Below are 24,644 nucleotides of genomic sequence, written 5' to 3'. Positions count from 1 at the left end.
TTGATTTATTGTAGGGTTGATTTATTGTAGGGTTGATTTATTGTAGGGTTGATTTATTGTAGGGTTGATTTATTGTAGGGTTGATTTATTGTAGGGTTGATTTATTGTAGGGTTGATTCATTGTAGGGTTGATTTATTGTAGGGTTGATTCATTGTAGGGTTGATTCATGAATCAACCCTACCCTTTGGGGGTTTATGGGGTTTTAGTTCAATTTCCCCACTTCCCAATTCATAATTCATAATTCATAATTCATAATTCATAATTCCCTTACAGGTTTTGATAAGCTTTGAGGGTGGCAATTTTGACGCTTTCGGGGACGAGGGGAAAGGTAGTTAATATATGTTGAAATTCTGTTAGGGTTAATTCATACAAGTGGGCGACTATTGCATCTAATTTGGCTCTAATTGCCATTCTTTCTGCTTCTTCTGTTACTCCATTTTTATGGGAACCTATCCCCACTTCTTTCGCTAATTGCTCAAATTCTTCTGTAGTACAAATCAATTTTGCCGCATTTTCTACTATCTCCTGAAAGTATTTATCTCCCTCTTTTAGTCGGGGGATAGGTAGCTGGTAGATGTAGAAAAAATTTAGGTTTTGACTAACTTTTTGTCTGAGCATCCAATCAATTAAAAAGCTGTTTAAAATGGTAACAATGAAAAATTTGAATCCCTCATTTTCTCGAAAATTATTTTGTTCATACTCACTAATAGATAACGAATTTCCGCAAAAAACTGATTTAGGTATCAGACTAGAAATTAAAGAGCGTTCGTTTGTACTTGATGAAACTGACCGAAATCCTAAACGATAGGTTTGATAGTCCAAGATTTGACCTTTATCGACTTCACCGCGTTTTAATAAAGCTTGTCTTGCTTCCTTTTCATCTAACCAGTATTTCGGTAAAGCATACCGATGGGTGAATTGATGAATCATTTTTCCTTCGTAGAGAGGTAGTCTTCCTTCTGCGGGTTCAGTTTTAAATAAATAACTATCATTAGTCATGTGAAATTCTGATGTTAACTTGAGATTCCATGTATCGGGAAGGGTTTCTCCTAGCAGAGGAAAACGAGACATTTTTTCTGCGATATGAATATCTATATCTTGTTTAAATTCCATTACCGAGAGGGAATCGGGGGATAGTTTGCGGATTAAATCGACGCTAATTACTAAACTATCTTTATGGGGAAAACGTTGTAATTCCTCAACATCGTGACGCATAAATTCCACAGGAAAGGAAAGAGTTTGTTTATTTTTCTCAAAAGTTAAGATAGCAATCTTAAAACTTCTATGGACATTTTCAAAAATTTCTTTACGATTTTCAAAACAAAATAATCCTGTCACATTTGTCTGAGAAAATAACATTTCTCGCAGTTGTTTGGTTCCTAAATCGGTATAAATTCCACTGGGAATAACTATTCCACATTCTCCCCGGGGATGGAGGAGATTAAAACATTGTTCAACAAAAAGCTTATAGAGATTAATATCCGTCCCTTGCTTTTTACCATTGACAATAGAGATTTGATTTTTATATTGTTCCGAGGAACGAAAATAGAGACTAACGTGGGGGTATTGACTTTGATATTCTAACCATGCTTGAGCGATTTCGGGATTAGTTAACAGTTTTTTCTGTTCCTTTTCAAACGTCTTGATGTCCATTTTATTTTTAGTCACCAAGTCGCTATGCTGAGAAAAAAATTCTTTCGCTTGGGGTTTAAAGACTTCCCAAGGGGGATTGGTGATAATCACATCAAAACCACCTTTTTCTGTAATCAGTTTATCGAAGTGATAACCCCAGTGGAAGGGTTTCAGGGACTGCATATCAGAAAGAGTTAATAAACGTTTCTTTGCTTTTCCCGTTAATTGTGCGGATTCGTACTTAATTGACAACTTACCGCTAAACTCATCTAAGAGAATTTGGTTTAATTTCTGCACCGATTCGCGGTTGACATCCTCGATGTGATTGCGTAACATCTGGAGACGGTTTTCTTGGGGGGTTCCCTCTACTTCTCCCAACCGAAAAGCGTGTTCTTTGTATAATTCAATACTGCGGTTTTTTTCCGCGAGAATTGTCTGATAATTTTGCGCGGTGAGGGTTTGCATGAGATTAAAACTTTTTCCGTCCACGCGAATTAAACCGATGAGGGAATTTCCCGACATGATATTAAAATCAATATTAGGTAAGGGTTCCAATTCTGTCACCGATTGTGCGGCAGCAACTAAAGCGAGAAATAAACGCAGTTTCGCGATTTCCGTTGCTTCCTCCATGATATCGACACCGTAGAGATTATCGGAAATAATTCTTTTTTTGATGTAATATCCGAGGGAGGGATGGGATTTTCTTACCTCTGTTAACCACTGTTTTAATTTACTGTCTCCCCGTAGTTCAATTGTCCCAATCACCGCGCTATAAATTCCGATTAATGTCTTCATCGCAGCCACTAAAAAAGCACCGGAACCACAGGCAGGGTCTAAAATAGAAAGCTGGGGAAGAATATCTTCAATCAGAAGCTGACAGAGGGGAGAATCGAGATTAATTAGTAGTTCAAAAATACTGGCAAATTGTTTGCGGGGATAATGTTGATTACTTCTCTCGACAATCCATTTATTAATCGTCCTATCACAGAGATATTCAGTAATCTCCGGACGGGTATAGTAAGCACCGAAAGCTTTTTGGTTGATATACTTTTCAAAGATATATCCCAAAACATCGGGGTTAATTTCGTCATCGCTTCCCCCCGGAGTGTCGTCAAGGTTCCAAGAGTAACGGGAGAATAAATCGAGGATATTCTCAAATGCTTGGTCATCAATACAAATGTTTTGATAAAGATTTTCGAGGGGATGTTGGAGAAATAATCCTCCGTTAAGATATTTGACTTTTCCCACCAATGCAGTTACTGTCTCATCTCGTTGGGATTCCGGTTGAGCGAATGCTTGAAAAAAGAGGGTTTGCAGAAACTGACGATAAAATAAATTTTTCCCGCGTCGTTGACTTGCTTGTAATTGGTTTTGCAGATAGTTGAAGTCGTTATCGATAAATCCCTTGCGCTGCAGGAAATAGACGAACATTAAACGATTGAGAATAACCGAAGTGTACCATTTTCGATCGCTTTCTCGATCGATTCCTTGGATAAAAGGGAGGAACTGTAAATGCTCTCGCTGAAATTCCTGATAAAATTTCTTGGTAATCTTTTCGATATCGAAACCTTTTTGTAAGCGATGGGCCACCTCCACCACGGAGGGTTCCCCATCTTCAAAGTCGGTGATATCGAGGACTAATTCCGCTAGTTTACCGAGAAATAAATCTCCCGGTTGTCCTTTTATATAAAGATGGTCACGGATATAACTTTTACTTCCCTCTCTTTTTACCCAGTACCATAAACTGCGTGTCCGTCCCCCATCGACGAAAATTAGCAGATTTTCGGCAATTCTTTCGATAACTTGCTGGTGAATGTCCCGACGAAGTTTCGCATCGGGTATATCGGTAGTTGTCACCTCTAATACTGCTACTCCGGACACTTCCGCAATCCGTTGACAGGGATATTCTTGATTGTCAACGGTGATACTAACAGTTTTTTTTGCGCGAGGATGAGACCATCCCAATTCCTCGATAAACAGTTCCCCAAATTGGAAGTTAGATAATAAGTCACGAGTCCGGGAGAAGTTGAGGGACATAATAGACCTCTTGGAAATATTAAAAATTGTTGTTAGGGTTAGGAGTCAAAAGGTTTGATCCCCCTAAATCCCCCTTGATAAGGGGGACTTGAATTGGTTTATATCCCCCTAAATCCCCCTTGATAAGGGGGACTTGAATTGGTTTGATCCCCCTAAATCCCCCTTGATAAGGGGGACTTGAATTGGTTTGATCCCCCTAAATCCCCCTTGAATTGGGGGACTTGAATTGGGTTAGATCCCCCTAAATCCCCCTTGAATTGGGTTTGATCCCCCTAAATCCCCCTTGATAAGGGGGACTTAAGAAGGTTGAAATAGACCCAAGGAACAAATAATCTGAGGTTCTTGGGTGGATTCTTGTGGGTGAACAATACAGAGATCGTTATCTTTATATAAAGATACCAGTAAGTCTGCCAATTGTCGGTCACTGATGCCAGTTCTTAAACCACGATTTAAGCGATCGAGAGCCGACTGTCTAAGGGGATAATGATACAATTGGTCGAGAGCCTTGCATAAATCCTCATGAGCAAACAGATCATCCTTACTATCTTGAGAATACCTTTTTAAGCGCTCATAGGTCTTAAATTTTGCTCCCGTCAATCGTCCCAATTTAGATCCGGAGTTGTTTTCCTCCTCCGCAATTAATTCTGTACCTTTTTGTACTAACTGATGGTGTTGGGGATGGGGGGGAATGGCCGGGGTTTGGGGATGACAGGCAGCGGACCGTAAAATAGTTAATTGGGATTGAGTCACACTATTTCCCTGCTTATCAATCCATGCTAAAGCATCATTCCCCCCGGCAGTTTTTAGATACACCATAACTCCCTCCGGATGGGTTGCTGTCCCACTATGGCAACGGGTAGAATAAACCACCGGCGGCAGAGTCTCTATGGTATGTTTTAAACTAGGGTCAACTTCGATCGCATTTTTCCAAATTTGATACGCTTCCGAGGTTAAATCCACTTCTTGATCCTCCTCCTCATCGATAACCTCAGATTTTTCATGATACAGATCTAATAAAGTCTGGTTATCCATCTCCTCCTCAAAAAATACCTCATCGGTCCCCACCACGTCCGCATTCTCTCGCAGTCTTTGAGATAGTCTCGTCCGCAGTTTAATAATTCTCTCCACTCCCTCCGCAGGTAAAAAGGAATAACAGAGAATCTGACTTGCTTTTTGACCGATTCTATCTACCCTTCCGGCCCGTTGAATCAGGCGAATAATTGCCCAGGGTAGGTCATAATTAACGATAATGGCACAATCCTGTAAATTTAACCCTTCACTCAAGATATCCGTCGCAACCAAGACTCGTATTTCTTCCCCCACTTGCTGAGAATTACTGCGGGGACTAAAACGATGGACCATTTCCGCAGGATTAGCAGAGTTTCCCGTCACTCCCGCAATCTTATCCACTCCCCGATTTTGCAACTGAGTGACTAAATAACTGACTGTATCGGCAAATTGGCTAAAAATTAACACCTTTTCTCTGGGATGATTCTCCTCTAACAGCTGCCATAACTTCTCTAGCTTTTCGTCGGTCTCCGGCTGCCAGGTCCCACAGGTTTGCAATAATGCTATTAAAGCCAAGGCATCAGATTTTAGGTCTTTTTTCAATGCGGGTTTAAACACCTCGGGGTTAATCCACTGAAAGCGCTTGCGATAATCACCGCTATACTTTTGATACACTTGTTCGGCTCTTTTTTGATACTCTTTTTCTAACCCGGTTATCCCCCCAGTCTCCTCGGTTTCTATACTTTCATCTTCTCCCTGAGTGACTAAATCCTCATCCAGATAACGAGTGTCTAACAAAGCTGGATCCTGACTCCCGATGGGAAGGGGTAAATTATTGGCCATGGCATGAAGGAAAATATAGTTACGGAGAATATGACGGTCAAGGGATTGCAGGAAAGCATACCCCCCACTCTCCAAACGTTTAAATAAATTCGTCCGACAAAAACCCATTAATCTTTTACCCGCACGGGATAGACTTTTTAAGATGGTTTCTTCCTCTCCTGTCCCTTTGCATCCTTTAATTAGATAATTTCCCAATCCGTAACGGGGTAACTTCAATCCGTTGAGAGTTATCACCACTGCTTCCGAATATAAACGCGCATAAACCGAGTCTTGTAGGTCAAACTTGATTGTCTTTAGTTGTCGTTGGGGAAGATAAACCCTCGACCCATCAGCAAATTTTAGATACCGACGACCCTGTTCGTCTTCTGTAGCATAATTATTTTTGATAAAACCGCGAGTCCGTCTAATCATATAGAGACGCATTAAGTCTCTCCAGTCGTCGGGAGAGTCACTTTTTTCAAAGGCTGCTAGGGACCTGACCGGAGATTGGTATCTGCGATTAAATTCGATTTCTCCTCCCAGAGATTCTAGTAGTCTTTCGGGACGAATTCCGAGATTAGTATCCTCTTGAATGAATAAACGCAGTTGATTGGACAGGTCACGATAGTTTTTATTATAGGGAGTCGCAGTCAAGAGAATACAGCGACTTTCATTGGTGTTAATGTACTCCTGTATCACCCGATAACGTTTACCTTCCCGATTGCGTAGGTTATGACTTTCATCGATAATTACTACCCGATAGCGCCGCAGATTGGGTAATTCCTGCATAACCTGACTTAAGGGGATAATTTTCGCTCTTAATTTGTATTTATAGCTGTAATCCTCCCACATGGTTAGGAGATTTTTCGGACAAATAATTAAGATTTCTAAATCGTAGTCTTCCTGCAAAATATATGCTAGAATGGAAGCGATGCGCGTTTTTCCTAACCCCACCACGTCGCCAATTAGTACCCCACCGCGTCTTTGCACATAACGAGCGGCAATTTTAATGGCCGATTTCTGAAAATCTAGTAAGTCTTGGTCAAACTGTCGGGGAATTTTGTATTCTGCTAAACCGGCTCTCGCTTCAAAGGAAAGATGGTAGGCTATTTTTAAATAGATATGATAGGGGGGAATCAGACTTTCCCGGGCCCAACTTTCGTTAATCACCTTGACAATATCCTCGGATATATCCCAACACCAAGCATCAAACCAACGATCATTAAACCACTTTTGTAGTTTGGCACAAGCATCGTGATCAAGGACATCAATATTTAATTCTCCCTGCTGTTGTAATCCCGCAAAAGTTAGATTACTACTGCCCAAAAATCCCACCGTTGGGTTATTGACATCCTGTCGATGAATAAGGTATAATTTAGCATGGAGATTATAGCCCAAAAATAAGCGAATTACTAGCTTCCCCGATTGAATTTGTTTCGCCAAACGTTGCAAAGCTGCCTGATCTCGATTGCTAGGATTCCCCCAAGTTAATTGTTGGCAAAAATCCTGAACAATTTGTTTTCTTAAACGAGCGCAAGTAGCCTTATCTATATCATTTGAGCGCTTCAATAAAGACAGGGATTGCTGTAGTAATTCCTGGGGTGCTTGCTGCATACCAATCAGCAGACGACAACAGGACAAATCACCCCCGAGAAAGTGATCAATATAGGTATCAATGGACTGCCAACCGCGCAAATTAAAATAACCCACGCAAAAATCAGCGCGTTGGGATGCTAATAAACTTTCGCGTAAAATTGGCAATAAATGGGACTCAATATTATCAATAATACGCGGCATATTTTTAATCCGTAGGGTACGATCTTCGATAGTGTAAACTAGCGATAATTATGGTGAGTGATTTTGGTTATGGTGGTGGGTTACGCGTTGCTAACCCACCCTACTGATTTACTGAATTACTTAATCCAAACAGTTTTAACGTTGACAAATTCGCGAATACCTTCCACACTTAATTCCCGTCCAAAACCGGAACGTTTAATCCCCCCAAAGGGTAAACGAGGATCGGATTTAACCATACCGTTAATAAACACACAACCGGCCTCAATTTCGGTAATTAAACGCTCAATTTCTGCGGGGTTATTCGTCCAAGCACTAGAACCCAAACCAAAGGGACTATCATTAGCTAAAGCGATCGCTTCCTCGATATTTTTGACTCGAAATAGTAAAGCCACCGGTCCAAAAAATTCCTCTTTTTCCCCCGGAGAACCAGCAGGAATATCGGTTAAAATCGTCGGTAGATAGAAGTTACCTTTTCCCTCTAAACGTTGACCCCCCACAAGGACTCTACCACCCATAGCGACGGTTTTTTCCACTTGGGCGGCAATTTCCGAGACGATCGATAACGTGGCCAAAGGACCGATATCAACAGTTTCATCGAGGGGATCACCAACTTTTAAAGCTTGGAATTTAGCCACCAATAACTGTTCAAATTGATCGGCGACAGTTTCCATAACAATAAACCGTTTAGCGGCGATACAAGTCTGACCATTATTTAACAATCTTGCCGTCACTGCCGTAGCCGCTGCCGCCTCGATATCGGCAGTATCTAAAACGATAAAAGGATCACTACCTCCCAACTCCAAAACCACTTTTTTGATCTGTTTTCCGGCGGCGGCTGCTAAACTCATCCCCGCCGGTTCACTACCGGTTAAAGTGGCGGCTTTTACCCGTTCATCGTTAATTAAATCACTAACGCGATCGGCCCCGATCAAAAGAGTTTGAAAAGCACCTTCAGGAAAACCAGCTTCTAATAAAATTCTTTCCACCGCTAAAGCTGATTGGGGAACATTAGAAGCGTGTTTGAGTAGGCCGACATTTCCCGCCATCAAAGCGGGGGCAGCAAAGCGAAATACTTGCCATAGGGGGAAATTCCAGGGCATAACCGCTAAAATTACCCCTAAAGGTTGATAACGGACAAAACTGCGACTAGCATCGGTGGCAATCAACACATCTTCCAGATAACCGGCGGCATTATCGGCATAAAAACGACAAACCAAGGCACATTTGAGGACTTCTGCGATCGCTGATTTGATTGGTTTCCCCATTTCTAAAGTCATGGTTTTAGCCAATGCTACTTGATCCCGTTCCAAAATGTCCGCCGCTTGCCGTAACCACTGTCCCCGTTGACTGATGGCGGTGCGGCGATACTTCTGAAAAGTCGCCTCAGCTAGGGCCAATTTCGCCGCCAATTCCTCCGAGGTTAGAGGGGTAAAAGTCTTGAGAATTTCTCCAGTGGCAGGGTTAACTGAAGCGATACCCATATCCCAATTGTCTCCTATCGAGGGCTATATCTCTAGTTTAGTTCTCCGGTTGTCCCGCTGCTGACATAATTCGATCGCTAATTGGATCGCCGCTTGCATACTCTGGGCCCTAGCGATGCCAAGGCCAGCGATATCAAAAGCCGTCCCGTGGTCTGGAGAGGTGCGAACAAAAGGTAAACCGATGGTAGTATTAACAGCACAGTCAAAAGCCATTAATTTCACCGGAATTAAGCCCTGATCGTGGTATAATGCCAGATATGCGTCGGCGGGTTGCCCTGCACCGCTAAACCAAGCGCGTCCCGGTTGCACCCAAAGCGTATCGGGGGGGACAAGGCCGATTAATTGGGTTTGCGGGTATTGCTGCCCCATTGACTCTAGCCAAGGCTGTAACCAGTCCTTTTCTTCCCTTCCCAGTTTTCCCGCTTCGCCACTGTGGGGATTAAGGCCGGATATGGCGATTTTTGGGTGATCGATGCCGAAATCTAGCTTTAAAGACTCGATCAATAGGTCTAGTTTTCGGGTCATCAGATCGGGGTTAAGAGCATCGGGAACTTCTCGCAGGGGGATATGGGTAGTGGCGAGGAGAGTGCGTAAGTTATAGCCGGTGTGAGGGGATTTAGCGACGAATAGCATCCCATAACGGTTAATTCCCGCCATGGTAGCTAAAACCTCCGTTTGACCGGGGAAATCATAACCGGCCAACTGCCAACAGGATTTAGCGATCGGACCGGTGACAATACCGTCAAATTCGCCCTTGAGGGTGCGTTTTATGGCTTCTTGCAGGTAAAGAAAGCTAATTTCACCACTGTGGGCATCCCCACGCCCACAAACTATTTTTTCTTGATTGTAGGGCAAATCGATCAGAGAAAAGCGATCGAGAAGATGGGGATCGTGATAGGCTTTTTCGAGAAGCGTTCTTGTCCCGATTAGAGTAATCTGACAAATAGACGAGATTGGGGAATCGGCGATCGCTTTTAACACCACTTCAGGGCCGATTCCGGCGGGATCACCGACGGGGATAACTAGACGGGGAATAAAAGAGGCGGATTCCATAAATTTTGGCCGTCAATATTGCTAATTCTCCCGATTAATCTCATCGTTGACAATTATCAGGAGGGAATAAATCAGTAAACAATTTTCAGTTTACTGTAATCTCATGGCGATAGATAGTAACTTTAGGCAAATTAAATTTTTTAACTTTTCTGTTTTCTTATTGCCCAAATTAGCCAGATTGTTGTAAGCTTATGACCCAACTACAACCCGATATATTCGTTAACAACCGTCCCGATACCGATGGAGACGAGGAAGAAGACTACTTCGATTATTTTTATGATGAACCGGGTAGTGAACCGGGGACATTAATTATCGAACCGGATGCCAAACCCTCGCGGATTATTTTAATTGACTACGATGAAGATAACGCCGTTCGCAAGGTGGATATTACCCCCAATGCTTGCGCCCCCTATATTGGCACAAATACCGTGTCTTGGATGGATATTCAAGGGTTAGGGAGTGAGACGGTTTTAAAACAAGTAGGGGAAATTTTTAATCTGCATCCTTTGTTATTAGAAGATGTGGTTAATGTGCCGCAGCGACCCAAGTTAGAGGACTATAACAATCAATTGTTAGTGATTTCTCAGATGGTGCGACTGAAGGAAGATGAAAGCGGTTTTGATACAGAACAGGTGAGTTTTGTCTTGGGAAAACGCTATCTTTTGAGTTTTCAAGAGGAGGAATTACAGGACTGTTTTGAGATAGTCAGAGATCGAATTCGCACTTCCCAGGGACGAGTACGAAAATCGGGGGCGGATTATTTAACCTATTTATTATTAGATACGATTATCGATGGTTATTTTCCCGTGGTAGAACACTACGAAGATCGGATTGAAGCGTTGGAAGATGCGATTATTAGTAATCCCGATCGAGAGACTATGCAGGAAATCTATGATGTCCGTCGGGAATTATTGGCACTGCGTCGCTTAATTTGGCCGATGCGAAATGTCCTACATTTACTGATGCGTGACCATCATGGTATAGTCAGCGATGAGGTACAAATTTATTTTCGGGATTCCTACGACCACGTCATTCAAATTCTGGAAATTATCGAAGCTTATCGAGAATTAGCGGCGAGTTTGATGGATGTTTATATGTCCACTATGGGCAATAAATTAAACGAAATTATGAAGTTTTTAACCGTAATTTCGACGATTTTTATTCCCTTAACTTTTATCGTTGGTGTCTATGGCATGAACTTCGAGAATATGCCAGAATTAAAAGGAGAATGGAGTTATTTCATGGTCTGGTTAGTCATGTTAGCCGTAGCGGGAGGCTTGATTTTCTACTTCTGGCGCAAAGGTTGGTTTAAACCAATTTATTCCCTGAAAGAGGAAGCAAAAAGTTAGATAGGGTTTGCGGCAAAAAGTTTGTTGGTGGGGTTAGGAGTCAGGAGCCGGTCGTCAGGAGACAGGAGGCAGGTTTTGGGGTTTTGGGGTTTTAGGGTTTTAGTTCAATTTCCCCACTTCCCCACCTCCCCAATTCATAATTCCCAATTCATAATTCCCACACCCCCATCACCCCACACCCGACGACAAACTTTTTCAGCCAACCCTAATTATTCCACCACAAATGCGAGGATTTGGCCCTGGTGACTGCCGAAGCGAATCTGTAAACCGGACTCTAGGGGAACTTCTTGGTTATGTACCTGTTTCCAGTGGCCATCTTGGTAGATAAAAGTACCAAAACGGGAGAAATCTTCGAGAAAGTATTGATAGTCGGGATGATCGGCATTTTTACGGCAAATTATCCGACAATGGTTTTTACTAACCCATTTTTCAGTAATCTGTAGATCATTTTCCATGTCCCGTCCTATATTCATGCCACCACCACGGATTGACCATTTTCTTTCGGGACGATCGAGATAGTATAAGAAAGCGGCGGGCATGGTTCCAGAGACATCGGGCATAACCGTCGGTGATTGAGTCTCATCAAGGGTTTGCAGCAATTGCCCGTCGAATTCCGGGTGCATATAGAGAATCGGCAAAGTCCAAGCGGGCTGATTGTACTTGTAGAGGGTTAATAACTGCTGCCTGGCGATGCGAACGGCCTGATCGATAGGGACTCTCGGACCGGGAAACAACTTGGACATCTGCGCTTCTTTGTCTTTGAACCCGAAGAGGGTGCGGGTAAAAACTTCGATAAAACTCAAGGCCTCGCGATCGGCGATCGCATCTCGCATGGCCAAAACTGCGGGAACGCCATGGTGAATCAAGACTTCCGCTAGACTGCTGCGGGGGATCATCTCCTGACCTGATTTAGCGGGATAAGCACCCCAACAGGCATTAAAAACGGTTAAAATGACTTGATTTCTCACCAAAGCTTGGGCTAACTCCGTCCCGTTTAGCTGTTCCCCCGTCCGCAGAAATAGGGAACCGCCATTGGGGGCAGACATTCCGTGACCAGCGTAGAAAAAAGCTTTATATTTACCCGTATCCAAGGCCCTGGTCAGTTCTTCGGCCTCCGGTCGAATTAAGGTATCGACCTTGACTTTCACTCCCCAATTCTGAGGGAGGGAACCACTGGGGGAGATGGCCCGGATAAGATTGGCGGCCTCGGATTCCAGTGCCTGGTCGGGATTAGTTTCTCCACCCGTATTAATGGCGGTGAGGTTGAGGGAACTAGCGGCGGTTTTAATCTGTTTTTCGCCGATAACTAAGAGAATATTGAGACTATTACTCGGTTTTATCGGTGGCAGTGGATCCACGTCGCTGGTGGTGCGACTAAAGAGTATATTCGGATGCAGAGATATGGCCTGTTTACCTGCTTGCTGCATAATTTCCCAGGGCAGCAGAATTAAATAGGGGTTGCGACATTCCAAGCGAATTCGCAGGGGCTGATTTTTGCCGAGGGCGATTCCCTGACTTTGGGCAAAACTTTGACTAATTGATGCTTGAAATAACCATTGCCAGAGACTAATACCTAGTTTCTGCATCAATTGACCGCCATAACTGCCGCCTTCTCCCGAAAGAGTCAGTTTAGGTCGATAATTTCCTTCTAATTGCTCTAACATCGGCAAGGTCGGCATTTTTTGCAGACAGAACATTTCCTGCCATGCCATCCATTCCGTGGTTAGACTCTCGGTCCATTCACAGTCATGATGCACATATCCCCCCGGTAGGGGTGCTTTCGTCACCCAACGGGCGAAATTATTACTCGTGGCTAAAGTAGAGATCGCTAAGTTTAGACTAGGGATGGCATCATCGGTCATTGTGGCTGTTTAGAAGTCTATAGAATCCTATTCTAGAGGATTTCTGAAAGGTAAGGAAGAGTATTAAGTAGCTGGTTATAATTAAATCAAAAATAGATTTTAGGTTCGATCCCCCCTGCCCCCCTTGATAAGGGGGGTGCCGATAGGCGGGGGGATCTGAAAGTTTTTAATACCTACCTACTTAAGTCACCAATAAACAACAAAGTTCGATAATTTTGGTTTGCAAAGTTGCCAAAGGTTCTCCACCCCGTTTGAGACGATATTCTAATTCGAGAAGTATGGGCAAGGTGGCGAGAAGTTGCTTAGAAGAAAAGGATTGTATCTCTTTGCGAATGAAATACAGTCGCTTGGGGTTGGCAATTTCGGCGGCGGCGGCGATATTTTTCTCGTCTTTTTCTCCTTCTTCAATTTTTAATTTTACTATTGCCCAAGTGCGAAATTGACCCACTAGGGTGGCAGTGATACCTAGGGGGTTCTCGTTGCGATTTAATAATTCATTAACCAATTCTAGGGCTTTGCCTGTCTCCCGTTTTAAAATAGCACTGGCTAACTGTAAGCTGCTTTGATTGCTGGCATTGACTAAGCTTAAAATGTCCTTTTTGTCAATAGTTCCCGCCGAATTATTTTTAAATAAACGCAGTTTTTCTAACTCCATCCACAGCAAGCGGCTGTTATTTCCCACTGATTCAGCTAAGAGTTCGATCGCATCGGGAGTTAATTTTACCCCCACTTCTTTGGCAATTTCCCTAACTCTTTGGGCAATTTCCTCGACTTTCCAAGGCGGAATTAGTTCAAATTCTTTAACCTCCGCCTGATTTTGGATAAACTTGCTCGATTTTAAGCGGGAGTCGGGTTTTTTGGCACTGGTTAATAACAGATAGGAATTTTCGGGTAAATTGGGCAAAGTGCGCTGTAATTCCTTGAGAATATCCTCGGAACATTGTTGACAAATAACCGTATCGGCTAACCAAACCAAACGATTTCCCATGCCGAAAACTGGAGTCATCGCTTGATTGAGGGCCTCGATAATTGCTTCATTGCGATCACCATTAATTTTATCATAATTGAACTGTATCCAATTGGGATCGAGAAGTTTTACTTGCAGATTTTTCACCGCTTGGTTAATAGCAAATTCATCCTCTCCCCAATAAAATATTGTCGGCATAAGTTTCTACTTATAGCAGTTATCTTGATGTTACTATTGCCCATTTTGCCAAATTTTTACATTTTTGTCAGCACTACCACTAATTAAATATTTCTCATCGGCACTAATTGCTAAAGATAACAGTTTGTCTGTGGGTTGATCAAGGGTTCCTAATTCCTCTTTGCTTGTTAAAGACCAAAACTTAATCGTTTGATCCGAAAGCTTGTTTAATCTGATCAGCACAAGCAGCAGAGGATAAACCCAGAATTTCCTAATATTAACGCTGGCTATTCATAAACAGAGGTAAAGAAGATCTGACTCGATAATTTTGAAAATTAATCAAAAAATAGACTCGATCGACCCCAAATAACGCACAATAAAAAAGGAAATGTCAAAGGAGAATCGCAAATGTTGCCCTATATCCTAGCGGTCGTGGTGGGATTAAGTAGTCTCTACCTCCTCACCACCGCTTTTATCGCCCCCGATCGCCACCGTCAAGATGATTTTCTCTGGAGTGCGGTAGGATTATTCTATGCCCTTGTCCTCTGGTTGTGCGCGGGAAGGATTACAGGCGCTATCCTCCTCGGACAAGCTGCCGCGGCCATATTATTTATTGCTTTCGCTTGGCAAACTCTCAAACTCAGACAAGCACTTTTTTATCCCGACAAACCGGTTAAATTATTTACTATTGTCGGTTGGTTAGGCAATCGTCTGGGGAAAGTTACTCCCTCCCAATCCCCTAAAACTAAAGCTAAACCTGAGAAAGTAGCAGCAAAAGTTAAAGAAACGGTTAAAGAAACGGTGGACCCCGTTATAGAAAAAGCCGCGGCTATCGGGGAAACTATTACAGAATCAGTGACAGAAATTGAGGAAAAAGCTCAGGAAACGGTTGCCCCCGTTGCCGAAAAAGCGGCGGCTATCGGGGAAACTATTACAGAATCAGTGACAGAAATTGGGGAAAAAGCCGCAGAAATTATTGATGATGGGGAAACTTTCGATGATTTCGATGATTTCGATGATTTTGATTTGGCAACGGAAGAGATCAAACCCTCCGAAAATGCCCCAGAAATTCCCCCGACTGAACCTGTCGCAACTGTTGAAGTCGAAACTATTGCTGTTAGCGAAACGGTGATTATTGAAGTTACCGAGGAAGATTGGCCCTCAGAAGAAACTATCGGAGAAGATACTCCCCCAGAAACTCGATCGCCAAGGGAAGAAAATCCCCCCTCATCGGATTAAAAATTAAGACTATTGAGCGGGTAGGTTAGGCAATAATTACCCAAGAAATGGTTCTTCGTTACTTGGTATGGTTCGATAGGGGGGGCATAAATCGACTAAATCCTTATCTGGCAAGAGACTTAATTGATTAGTTCGTTCTAGATCGAAAACAATTGACAAAAATTGCCAAATGTCTTTCTATATAAGGGTTACATTTATTATAACCCCCGTCCATTGCATCACACAAACCGAAGAACCTATTTTTATAGAATGTAAGTTCAGATATTTTATCGGTAATGGGAAATAGTCAGCAAGCCCTTCCGTTTTAACAGTTTTATGCGCTTGCAATTTCCGCTCATACTTGTAAAGAGATTACTTGATATCGACTCAGGTAACGTTATAAAACATCCATGTATAATTTTTATAGCATTTTCGACGATTCGGCTAGAATATGCTGATTATTGCCTGATTGTTTTTTCCCAGAAAATCTCTCTATCACCATACCATGAGGATTTTCACCAGATTGTCACCCCGTCAGATGAAAATCTCTTGACTATCGCATTCCCGATGAGGTATTCTTCAATCAATCAGGCACTGGCACACTTTGAATTTCTATATTTTCTGACCAATGGAAAAACTTCCTAATCAACCAACTTTTTATGACTCACCAGAGGAAGCCATAAAAGAGATTGTCAAGATTAAAGAAAAAATTTCTAATGCTCCTCCTGGAAATTTGAGACTTGGTATCTTTCGAGGTAAGCGTTTTTGGGGAAAACTAGATGTAGCATCGGTGGATAACGGAGATTTTCATGGCAATCCTGAAAAAAATGCCAGAACGCTATATCATCGTCTGTTAGCACGTTTTTTGGCCGAGCGAGTTTATCGTTCTCAGTTTTTAGTTTTTGTATTAGCAGTAATTTTAGGTTTGTTAGGTGGAACTATTCACAATACTGAAAAGCAATTGCTTGAATCATTAAAAACAAACATAGATAATGAACAAAAACTTTTAAATGAAAATCTTAGTGATAGAAGAGAAAAGAATAGATTGATTTTCACGGAAGAAGCACAGCCTTTCATAGAGAAGGGAAATCCTATTCCTGATGATGTTATCGAACGTTTTAATAATGATAATCGTTTTTTAGAGAAAACTTTTAATGAGGGAACACGGAAAATTGAAGAAGCAACAGATAGTTTATCTTTTTATACAGATATTCTTAATACATGGGGTTCCATTTTTCACAGAATCGGACAATTAGTTGCTTTTGGAGTTATATTAGTATTGATTCCAACAATCAATGATCATATTCTTAAAAGAAATCATAAAGAAAAAAAACAAGCTGAAGATATTGTCCGACGAATTTATTTAAGAGATTTCAAGAATGCAAAACCTCCTGAAGATTTAAAAGATATTTGGCGATATGGATGGATTACGACTGATGGTCGTCCTGTATCCTCGGAAATCAGCGTGGATGACTTTAAAACGGATGAACTACCAAGAAGAGCGAATGCTTGGGTTCTTCCTAGTTTCAGTCTGTTGACCAGTACAGGAGCTTATACTGGTCTAGCTGCGTCACTTTCGTTATGTATTTTGTGGATTTTAATTTTTGTTTCTTGTTGGCTATACCAAATAAATTTATCTTCTAACTCCGAGTCTGAAATTTTATCTACAGAAGAATCAAGTAATTCTTCTAGATTTGGGATTGTTTCTATTTTCTTTATAAAACCGCTCAATTGGATTACCAAAGATATACCGCCAATTTGGACTATGTTCTTTGGCGGATTTTTTGGAGTTTGGAAAAGAATTGTAGATCGTCCGCCTTCTTTAAACAGAGCGCGAGAGTTAGAAAAACAAGTATCTGTTGATGCGGCGACTTATCTTATGGCGGGAGGATATCCTTGGTCACAAGTTGCTGAATCGGCACGCATTAGGCAGTTTGAGCAAGCTCAAAGAGATAGCTCCCCAATTTTTCAACTAGGAATAACAGCAGGAATGCTAGCTGCAAGGGGTGATCTTTATGCGCCTTCTGCTGGACTACCATTTAAACTCTCTCTCAAAGATTTAACACAACATCTTTTAGTTTTGGGGGGTATTGGCTCTGGCAAAACGGCTGGCATTCTGCGCCCTATTGCTAGACAAGCGGGGCAAGCTGAAGGCGTGGGTTTAGTTGTTTTAGATGGAAAAGGAGCGTTACCCGGTGAACTAAAAGATGTTGTTAAAGGAATGAAGATTGTCGATCCAAGAAACAGCCGAGTTTCTCTGGTTAAGGGATTACAGCCCGCCACACTTGTTGATACTATTATTGATGTAATAGGGGCGAGAAAAAATAGTGCAGATCAGTTTTTCACGGACAGTGCTGCTGACCTACTGCGTAAGGCTGCAATATTAGCTCAGGCAGCAGGGGGTGATTATTGGACTTTAAGTAGTATTGGCAAGATTGCTACTAATTCTGATTCCCAGAATGATGTTATACTAGCCATTCCAGAATCGGCAGAAACACTGACGGTCGGAGAAGCAGCCGAATTCTTTATGGAAGATTGGGAAAATACTGAGGAACGAGTAAAATCAAATATTATAGCTACGGCGAGAAGCTGGCTTAACACAATTACTAGCCATCCCGACCTTGCGGCATGGGCAGATACAAACGATGAATTAGAAAATGTTGATATTACAGCACCTCTAGAGGGCGGAAGATTGGGAGTTTTAATTCCTGATTATCGCTACGGTCGTGGTGGTGCATTGGTTACGGCTCTTATCAAGGCACGATTGTATGAAGGCATTAAAAAACGCGGAGAAAACAGTGATCAGGAATATATTCCCGTACTTTTTATAATGGATGAGGCTCAAGAAATTGCTACTAAAGATGATGCGTCTTTATTAGCCATTGGAAGATCATTAAAATTAGCTATGGTTGCAGCGACACAAACTGTTGAAGGGGTGGTTGAGAAGTTAGGAAAAGAGACATCTGATAAATGGTTTGGTATTTACGGCAGTTTAGTTGGGTTGAAAGGACGTTCTAAAGTAACCAATGAATTTATTGCTGCCCGATTTGGCACTGGATGGCGTTCAATAGTAGAAAACGTTCAAGGTGTTCCCATTAACCAAAGTGCGGGAATCAATACCGTACATGGAGTTAAAGCAGCGAGTCTTTATCAAGAAAGTTGTCGGAATATTGAATTTGACTCTCGAGATAGCAGAGAACTTGCTAATTTTCCTTGGAATTTATTAAAACCCCCTATTTTTCGAGAGCGCATAATATATGGAGATCAAACATCAAAAATGAACACCACGATTAGGGTTGCTCCTTTACTAGAAGCGGGAGAAATTGAAGATTTGTTAGCTGTTCCAGGAACTGCTTTAATCGTTGCAACGAGAGCTTCAGTGACCAGACGAGATGTTATTAAGTTAAACTTTATTTCAGAGGATGGAACAAGTTTTGAGCCATAGTCAACATTTATTCTGGATTTTACCAAACCAAAAATAAACTAATTCATTTTGTTTGATATTTTTCAGTTTTATCATATTGTTCCTTTCGTATGGATTCAGTTATGCCATCAATAGTCTGAAAATAGTATGGGATTTCTGAAATGTAAGGTAATTTAGCTATTTTTGCACCGCCTAGCAGTTTTATATCAAGATTAAACAAACGTTGACCTTCTGGGTTTAATATTGAAAAAACTTTCACAACATAGGTGTCATCTTTTTTTATTGTGATATTTTTATCATTAGGTTTTCCTATAAGGATGCGATCTTGATACGAAAAAACAGCAGTGCAAATATCTTTAACTTGAGTTGAAGTAATAAGTTTTTGACCAGCTTTAGCTGAAAATACATAGCCTACATCTTGACTATAAGATACCAGTCCAGAAACTGTTTTTTGTGCCATGTTTTTTGATGAGTTCTTCTGGGGAATAGTAACTAATTCAGTTTGATAAAGAGCCGTTCCTCCCAAAGTAGGCTCTTCAGGACAAGAGAAAGCGACATCATCAGAAGAAGATGAACCACACCCTGATAAGAGGGAGAGGGAGAGGATTAGAGGCATACTCAAGATTTTAAAATGATATTTGTTCATAGAAAAATAAGAATAAGTTTTGAGTTTAACGAGTGCGTTTAGGTGATTGTGTTGGAGGTTTGGGGGCTTGAGTGTTTTTAGCTTCTTCTTTCGCCTTTTCTAATTTACTCTTTGAATAATCTCCTGCCATTGCAGCATTTCTACTTGTTTGCTGCATTGATTGTGTTGGAGGTTTTACGGCAGCTGCTTCTTTCGCCTTTTCTAATTTACTCCTTGAATCTAAGCCTGCCATCGCAGCATTTTCGCTTGTTTGCTTCATTGAAGATTGTTCTTTCCCTTTAACTCTTTCCCAAACTTTGTGGGCACTTTCCTGATCCCGTGTAACTTTTGCTTGCATTACAGGGTCATAACGTTTATTGGTTTTGTCATAACCATACTTACTTCTTAAAAAGGCTTCTCTCTGACGATCAAGTGCTTTTTGAGCTTGAGGGGTTTTTCCATTCTCATTATACACACCCAAAGCTTGGTATGCCCCACGATTGAGAGTATGAAATCCGTCTCCCCGCATGGGATAAGTTCTACCAAAACTTTTTTTTTCAGTATGAACTCCATACGTTCTGCCGTTTACAATATAGGTATGGTTGCCATTCTCATTGCGGTATGTGGCTTTCCCTGTTCTAATTGCTTTCATATCGTCATTGACATTAACGCGGGGTTCAATAACGGTGTTAATGTCGTGCTTACAAGATTTCTGATTGACTTTAGAAAGATAATGCCGATCAGCAGGTTTTTTGACTGATTCATGTAAATCATCGGGTGGTTTTTTTTCAGACATAGTTACTGATTGGGGATAAATGGGATATAAAAATTATGAGGAAACCGCTTATTTTTTGTCCTGTTCGAGCGATTTGCGCTCTAGCTCTGTAGGGAGCATCTCACCTTATGTAACTCCTAAATTAAGCTTTATGCCAAGCTATTTTGAAAGCCTTGCTAGAAAACAGTTTCATAGATAAGTATAATTACTTGCTTGCATAAATGAGATTCCCCGCTCTGTATGCCTCATTATAGCTAAAACAATAACCAATTTATCATTTATCTATCTCGTCTATAAAATAATAGTCAGCCTCGTCATCAGGAATAGGTTTTTCCTCATCAGAAGACATATAAAGAACAATCAACTGACGCTGGTTATAACCGTCGATCAAATAAAAGTCATCAGGGCGCAAAATAGGATTATTTCCTGAATCTATAGCACACCGACATTGAAATTTTTTGGAAAAATCGGAAATAAATGTATATCGTTCTCGTCCACTATCTTGTATCTGTGCATCAACATCCGGATTTGTCGGTTGAAGCTTGAGAAGAATGGAGAAATCACCTTTTACAGGAACATAAAAAATTTGTAATAGATAAGGATACATACTATTTTTATCGATTTCTTTTAAAAATTCATCATCATCTTCATAAATAAATATTTCATTTTCAGAGATAGAAAGAAGTTCCGCAAAACCTTTTTTTAGCTCATCACGAGATAAAGGTTGATCGACAAAAAAATCCTCTAAAACTGGTGTAAATTCTTCTGAAGTTCCATCGTTATTCATTAAAATTCTCCTGATTTTTTTCTTTTTGCTCTTGAATTAACGGTCGATTGCGATAAGGACTCTTTTGGATTTGACTAGGAAATTATAACATCTCCAGCACTGCTTCAATTAACTCAAAACTTAAGCTTTTGGGATATGAAGACCCCTCCGAAGGTGATATTAGTAAGGCATTATCGGCCACGTTGAGGTGACTTGGTTTGAGGCGACCTAGATTGGGTTGCTAGTTTTGGAGATTGCGCTTTTTGTTTCGCTCTAGATAAACCTTGCTGATGCTGCGCTGGTTTAGCTTGACGAGCCTGTGCTTTCTGTTTAGCTTTAGCTAGACCTTGTTGGTACTGTACTGATTTAGGCTTAGATTCTTGAGTTTTATTCTGAGCATTTTGTTTGGTTTTTTCTAGTTTACTTTTTGAATTTACCTGTACGGTTCTAGATGACTTTGACTGAGCTTTCTGTTTGGACTTAGTTAAGTTGTTTTGACCCTGTACTGCTTGAGTTTTATGGGCTAAAGCTTTCTTTTTTAATTGAGCCAGTTTTTTAGGCGATTGAGAAGCTGAATTTTTCTGCTTAAAGACTGGCAGAGGCTTATTAGGCAAAAAGCCGGCCATAGTGGCTTCTATTGCGGTTTTCTGCAATCTTTGTTGTTGAGCTAGTTGTTGAGCTATTTTTTGTTTCTGTTCACTTAATTTGCTTGACTTTAACAATGGAATTTGTCGCTGTCTTTGCAATGCTTGAATTTGACTTCTTACTTTTGTTTTGTAATGCTTCAGAGCTTGCTGAATCCCTTTATTATACTTTGAACCAAACTGAGAGCGAATATCCTTAATATCCATCAATAAGGCTTGCTCAAATTGTCCTTTATTAATCAACTCACGTTGTTCTGCACGGAATTTTTGTGCAGAACTATGGCTTCCCCAAGTGGCTGTTTTTCGATGGTCTGCTTCTGTCATCCAGATAGCGATGCCTTTCTCTCTATTGAGGGGAACAATTCCTTCATAAGATTTATATGCTGGGATGTGATTAACTTCACCTCCTCTATTAGCTTTTCTTACGGCTCTGTAATAGCCACCTTGTTTATCCATATATTTTTGTTGAATAAGAAAGCATAAAACTTAATAAAGTCTGATTTAACATAGTTAAATACTACAGTTGGCTATAAAATATTAAAAATATTTAAAGCAAAGTAATGAAATTTATTGTAGTAATCTAGTTGCTAATCATAATGTCCTTTTGGAAAAACAAAAACCCCCTCTACGATTGCGTCTGGATCTTCGTCACCAAAACGAAAGTAGAATCCAACACCAAATTTATGTGATGTAAATCCCACGTCATCAATTTCTAACTGTCCATCAATTTCTTCAAATAATTCTCTTAGCTCATGATAGCTGAGTCCAGACAAACACTGGTTATCAAGCATTGGTTCAGCTGGCTTAAACATCTCAATAGCCTCACAAGTATTATCGGGTTTGTAATAGACAAAGATTCCTAAATCTTCGTATAAATCGGTGTCCTTAAAAATTTTATCCTCACCTTTGTACCATTTGTTAAAAGTTTCAAAGTTTGTAGAGAAATCTTTTAGTGCATGGCGCACTTCATCACGGCTCATGCCAAAGCGAATCATATCGATACCTTGATAGGGTCTGAGGATAAACTGCATAATGACCTCCCAATATAGCCTATTAACGATAATACTCAAAGAGTATGCTATTATTATAAAGCCAATAACCAAAAATCAAAATTTTAACGATAATTTTCCGAAATCTGCGCTCCATCGAGCGTAATGCTCTATGATTATAGTGTTGGGCAAATTCAAGTTTGAAATGTACCAAGACCGATTAATCGAAAAATATCTCAGATGGGGTGCGATAGTCAAGGGATTTTCAGGGTCGATGGTTGAAGCCTTCGCTCAATCTACCTTAGCTTGTTTAACGATTTTGTCGCCCCTTTCGGGAAAACTATGGGATGAGTACTTAATGTACTCTTTAAGTTCTCGCCGTCAAGAATGCGTTCTTTTGGGCTAATCTTTTGGTAGCTGATTTAGGAGCATTCCATTTTGGGATAAGCATTACCTAAAGTAACGGCGGTGCAAGGGTTTCAGTCCCTCGTAAAACTGCTAAGGTACAAAATCGGGATTCTCCTGCTTATCTCGGTCTTTCTCTCTTAGTGGTGCAGGTCAGTTTACTTGATCAGCAACCTTATTGAAAGACCACGCAGTGGCACACTTCATTTTTGAATCGATGTCAACTAATAATGTTGTCTATTTGACAGGAGAAGCAATGTGATAGGGTTCAATTGGATGAGTGGGTCAAAAATACTACTAATTCTGCTTCTAGCATCTGGATGTCAGTCATCTACTACACTAAATCCACAGGCATCAGGAACTTGCGCTAATGAACCAGATCGAAGCCTAATTGATCAAACAGCACCCAAATTAAACGTTTCGTCGGGAGAAAGTATTACACAAACGGGCAAGATTAAATCTAACCAAGGTGTGACGTATCAGATTGAGGCTCAGACTGGACAGACATTAAATTTTAAAGTAACACCTTTGTCTAAGTTATGTATCTGGAAATTAAAATCTGATTTTTCTCCTCTAAAAACAAAAGAAATTCAGCAAGATGGTAAGTATTTTCTTCATATTGAAGCCTTAAAAGAAGATACTAATTTTAAGGCGATTATAGCCATCGATTCAGAAGTAGGAGTGATTCCTTCACCTTCTATTACAAAAGAAGACCCAAGAACAATTTCTCCTATTTCACGACCTTCTTCAACTCCATTCTCTCCTCCTCCTGTGCAACCTAGTATCAACAATAATACTAATGCCACAATTGTAGGACAACCAGGAAAGAAAAATATTCGTAGAGGTCCTGGTTTAGAATATGCACCAAGACATATTGCCTATCCAGGTGATCGCGTTGAAGTTATCAAATCTGTTAGAAATAGTGATAAATTCATTTGGTATCATATTTATTTTCCCCAATCAGGAGCAGATGGATGGATTGCAGGTAATTTACTTACTGTTGATGGTCAAACTACTTATCCAAGTCAACCGCAAATCCAACCTCCATCTCAACCTCCACCAAAAGCTTCGTCCAGAGGAACCAATGCTACAGTGAGCGGTACTCCAGGAACTAAAAATATGCGTTCTGGTGCTGGAACTGCTTATGGGGTGGTAGGAACTGTTCGTACAGGCGATCGCCTACAAATTTTGGGCAGTAGCTATGATAGAGGGGGTTATCAGTGGTATAAAGTCTATCATCCTCAGTCTGGTACGACAGGCTGGATTGCTGCTCAATTAATTAGCTCTGACTAGCTCTAGTGTAATTTTTCATCTACTACAACTAATATGAAATCTTTTATTTCAGCTTTTCGATATTTTATTATTCCTATAATTGTTGTAATGGGTGTATCGATTTATTTAGGGTTTAAACAGCCTGCTGAACTGCCAACTACTGCTACAATTTCTACCTCGCCGTCGGTTTCTTCTACTTCTCTAATTTCTCCTGCTTCTATCCCTAAAAATACTCTAACGCCTCCCTTACAGCGACCTTATCCTTTGGCAAATACATCCAAAGCTCTGCCAGTTCCTTCGCCCATGGTTACTGGTGCTGATGATATCTATTCACTATCTT

General features: G+C 41.0%; 16 protein-coding genes and 1 pseudogene. 5 read left to right on the top strand and 12 right to left on the bottom strand.

From position 1 onward, the window contains the following. Nucleotides 1-268: 268 nt before the first annotated feature. From IM462_RS10420 to pdxA, 4 genes are all read right to left on the bottom strand, one after another. Nucleotides 269-3,670 (bottom strand): Eco57I restriction-modification methylase domain-containing protein, encoded by a 3,402-nt coding sequence (locus IM462_RS10420; protein WP_287702191.1) that lies wholly within the window; start codon nucleotides 3,668-3,670, stop codon nucleotides 269-271. Between the two features lie 297 nt (nucleotides 3,671-3,967). Continuing rightward, entirely contained in the window at nucleotides 3,968-7,297 is a 3,330-nt protein-coding gene (locus IM462_RS10415; protein ID WP_287702189.1) for a helicase-related protein, read from the bottom strand. A gap of 116 nt (nucleotides 7,298-7,413) precedes the next feature. Then, complete coding sequence (locus tag IM462_RS10410) at nucleotides 7,414-8,778, bottom strand: NAD-dependent succinate-semialdehyde dehydrogenase (protein WP_287702187.1); 1,365 nt, start codon at nucleotides 8,776-8,778, stop codon at nucleotides 7,414-7,416. Between the two features lie 24 nt (nucleotides 8,779-8,802). Continuing rightward, complete coding sequence (pdxA, locus tag IM462_RS10405) at nucleotides 8,803-9,831, bottom strand: 4-hydroxythreonine-4-phosphate dehydrogenase PdxA (RefSeq protein ID WP_287702185.1); 1,029 nt, start codon at nucleotides 9,829-9,831, stop codon at nucleotides 8,803-8,805. Between the two features lie 191 nt (nucleotides 9,832-10,022). On the opposite strand from pdxA, the gene corA reads away from it, so the two are divergent. Next, nucleotides 10,023-11,180 carry a magnesium/cobalt transporter CorA gene (gene corA, locus IM462_RS10400; protein ID WP_287702183.1) on the top strand — a complete coding sequence of 386 codons (1,158 nt, stop codon included), beginning with the start codon at nucleotides 10,023-10,025 and terminating at the stop codon, nucleotides 11,178-11,180. A gap of 209 nt (nucleotides 11,181-11,389) precedes the next feature. On the opposite strand, the gene IM462_RS10395 is transcribed toward corA, so the two are convergent. From IM462_RS10395 to IM462_RS10385, 3 genes are all read right to left on the bottom strand, one after another. Continuing rightward, nucleotides 11,390-13,042, bottom strand: coding sequence for a CHAT domain-containing protein (locus IM462_RS10395; RefSeq protein WP_287702181.1), 1,653 nt, complete (start codon nucleotides 13,040-13,042; stop codon nucleotides 11,390-11,392). A gap of 181 nt (nucleotides 13,043-13,223) precedes the next feature. After that, a complete protein-coding gene (gene holA / locus IM462_RS10390) occupies nucleotides 13,224-14,207 on the bottom strand; it encodes a DNA polymerase III subunit delta (protein WP_287702179.1) in 984 nt (327 codons plus the stop codon). Between the two features lie 33 nt (nucleotides 14,208-14,240). After that, nucleotides 14,241-14,429, bottom strand: coding sequence for a WD40 repeat domain-containing protein (locus IM462_RS10385; RefSeq protein ID WP_287702177.1), 189 nt, complete (start codon nucleotides 14,427-14,429; stop codon nucleotides 14,241-14,243). A gap of 165 nt (nucleotides 14,430-14,594) precedes the next feature. On the opposite strand from IM462_RS10385, the gene IM462_RS10380 reads away from it, so the two are divergent. Continuing rightward, nucleotides 14,595-15,425, top strand: coding sequence for a Ycf66 family protein (locus IM462_RS10380; protein WP_287702173.1), 831 nt, complete (start codon nucleotides 14,595-14,597; stop codon nucleotides 15,423-15,425). 607 nt (nucleotides 15,426-16,032) lie between these two features. Continuing rightward, on the top strand, nucleotides 16,033-18,849 hold the full coding sequence (locus IM462_RS10375; protein WP_287702172.1) for a type IV secretory system conjugative DNA transfer family protein: 2,817 nt from the start codon (nucleotides 16,033-16,035) through the stop codon (nucleotides 18,847-18,849). 43 nt (nucleotides 18,850-18,892) lie between these two features. On the opposite strand, the gene IM462_RS10370 is transcribed toward IM462_RS10375, so the two are convergent. The 5 genes from IM462_RS10370 to IM462_RS10350 all read right to left on the bottom strand — a co-directional run bounded on the left by IM462_RS10370 (nucleotide 18,893) and on the right by IM462_RS10350 (nucleotide 22,669). Further along, nucleotides 18,893-19,474, bottom strand: coding sequence for a hypothetical protein (locus IM462_RS10370; RefSeq protein WP_002778212.1), 582 nt, complete (start codon nucleotides 19,472-19,474; stop codon nucleotides 18,893-18,895). 25 nt (nucleotides 19,475-19,499) lie between these two features. Further along, entirely contained in the window at nucleotides 19,500-20,249 is a 750-nt protein-coding gene (locus tag IM462_RS10365) for a hypothetical protein (RefSeq protein ID WP_287702170.1), read from the bottom strand. Nucleotides 20,250-20,502: 253 nt separating this feature from the next. Then, on the bottom strand, nucleotides 20,503-21,015 hold the full coding sequence (locus IM462_RS10360; RefSeq protein WP_130758391.1) for a hypothetical protein: 513 nt from the start codon (nucleotides 21,013-21,015) through the stop codon (nucleotides 20,503-20,505). Between the two features lie 170 nt (nucleotides 21,016-21,185). After that, the gene (locus IM462_RS10355; protein ID WP_287702167.1) at nucleotides 21,186-22,094 is read right to left on the bottom strand and encodes a hypothetical protein; all 909 of its coding nucleotides are present in this window, start codon (nucleotides 22,092-22,094) and stop codon (nucleotides 21,186-21,188) included. A gap of 131 nt (nucleotides 22,095-22,225) precedes the next feature. Beyond that, nucleotides 22,226-22,669 (bottom strand): hypothetical protein, encoded by a 444-nt coding sequence (locus IM462_RS10350; protein ID WP_287702165.1) that lies wholly within the window; start codon nucleotides 22,667-22,669, stop codon nucleotides 22,226-22,228. A gap of 834 nt (nucleotides 22,670-23,503) precedes the next feature. Between IM462_RS10350 and IM462_RS10345 the strand changes: the two genes are divergently transcribed. Beyond that, a complete protein-coding gene (locus tag IM462_RS10345; protein WP_159294526.1) occupies nucleotides 23,504-24,325 on the top strand; it encodes an SH3 domain-containing protein in 822 nt (273 codons plus the stop codon). Nucleotides 24,326-24,358: 33 nt separating this feature from the next. Beyond that, nucleotides 24,359-24,644, top strand: a pseudogene (locus IM462_RS10340) (M15 family metallopeptidase); the annotation flags it as partial.

This window comes from Microcystis sp. M144S2, from assembly GCF_020246065.1.
In the GTDB taxonomy this organism is placed as follows: Bacteria; Cyanobacteriota; Cyanobacteriia; order Cyanobacteriales; family Microcystaceae; genus Microcystis; species Microcystis ichthyoblabe_A.
This window is presented reverse-complemented; position numbering and strand designations above follow the sequence as displayed.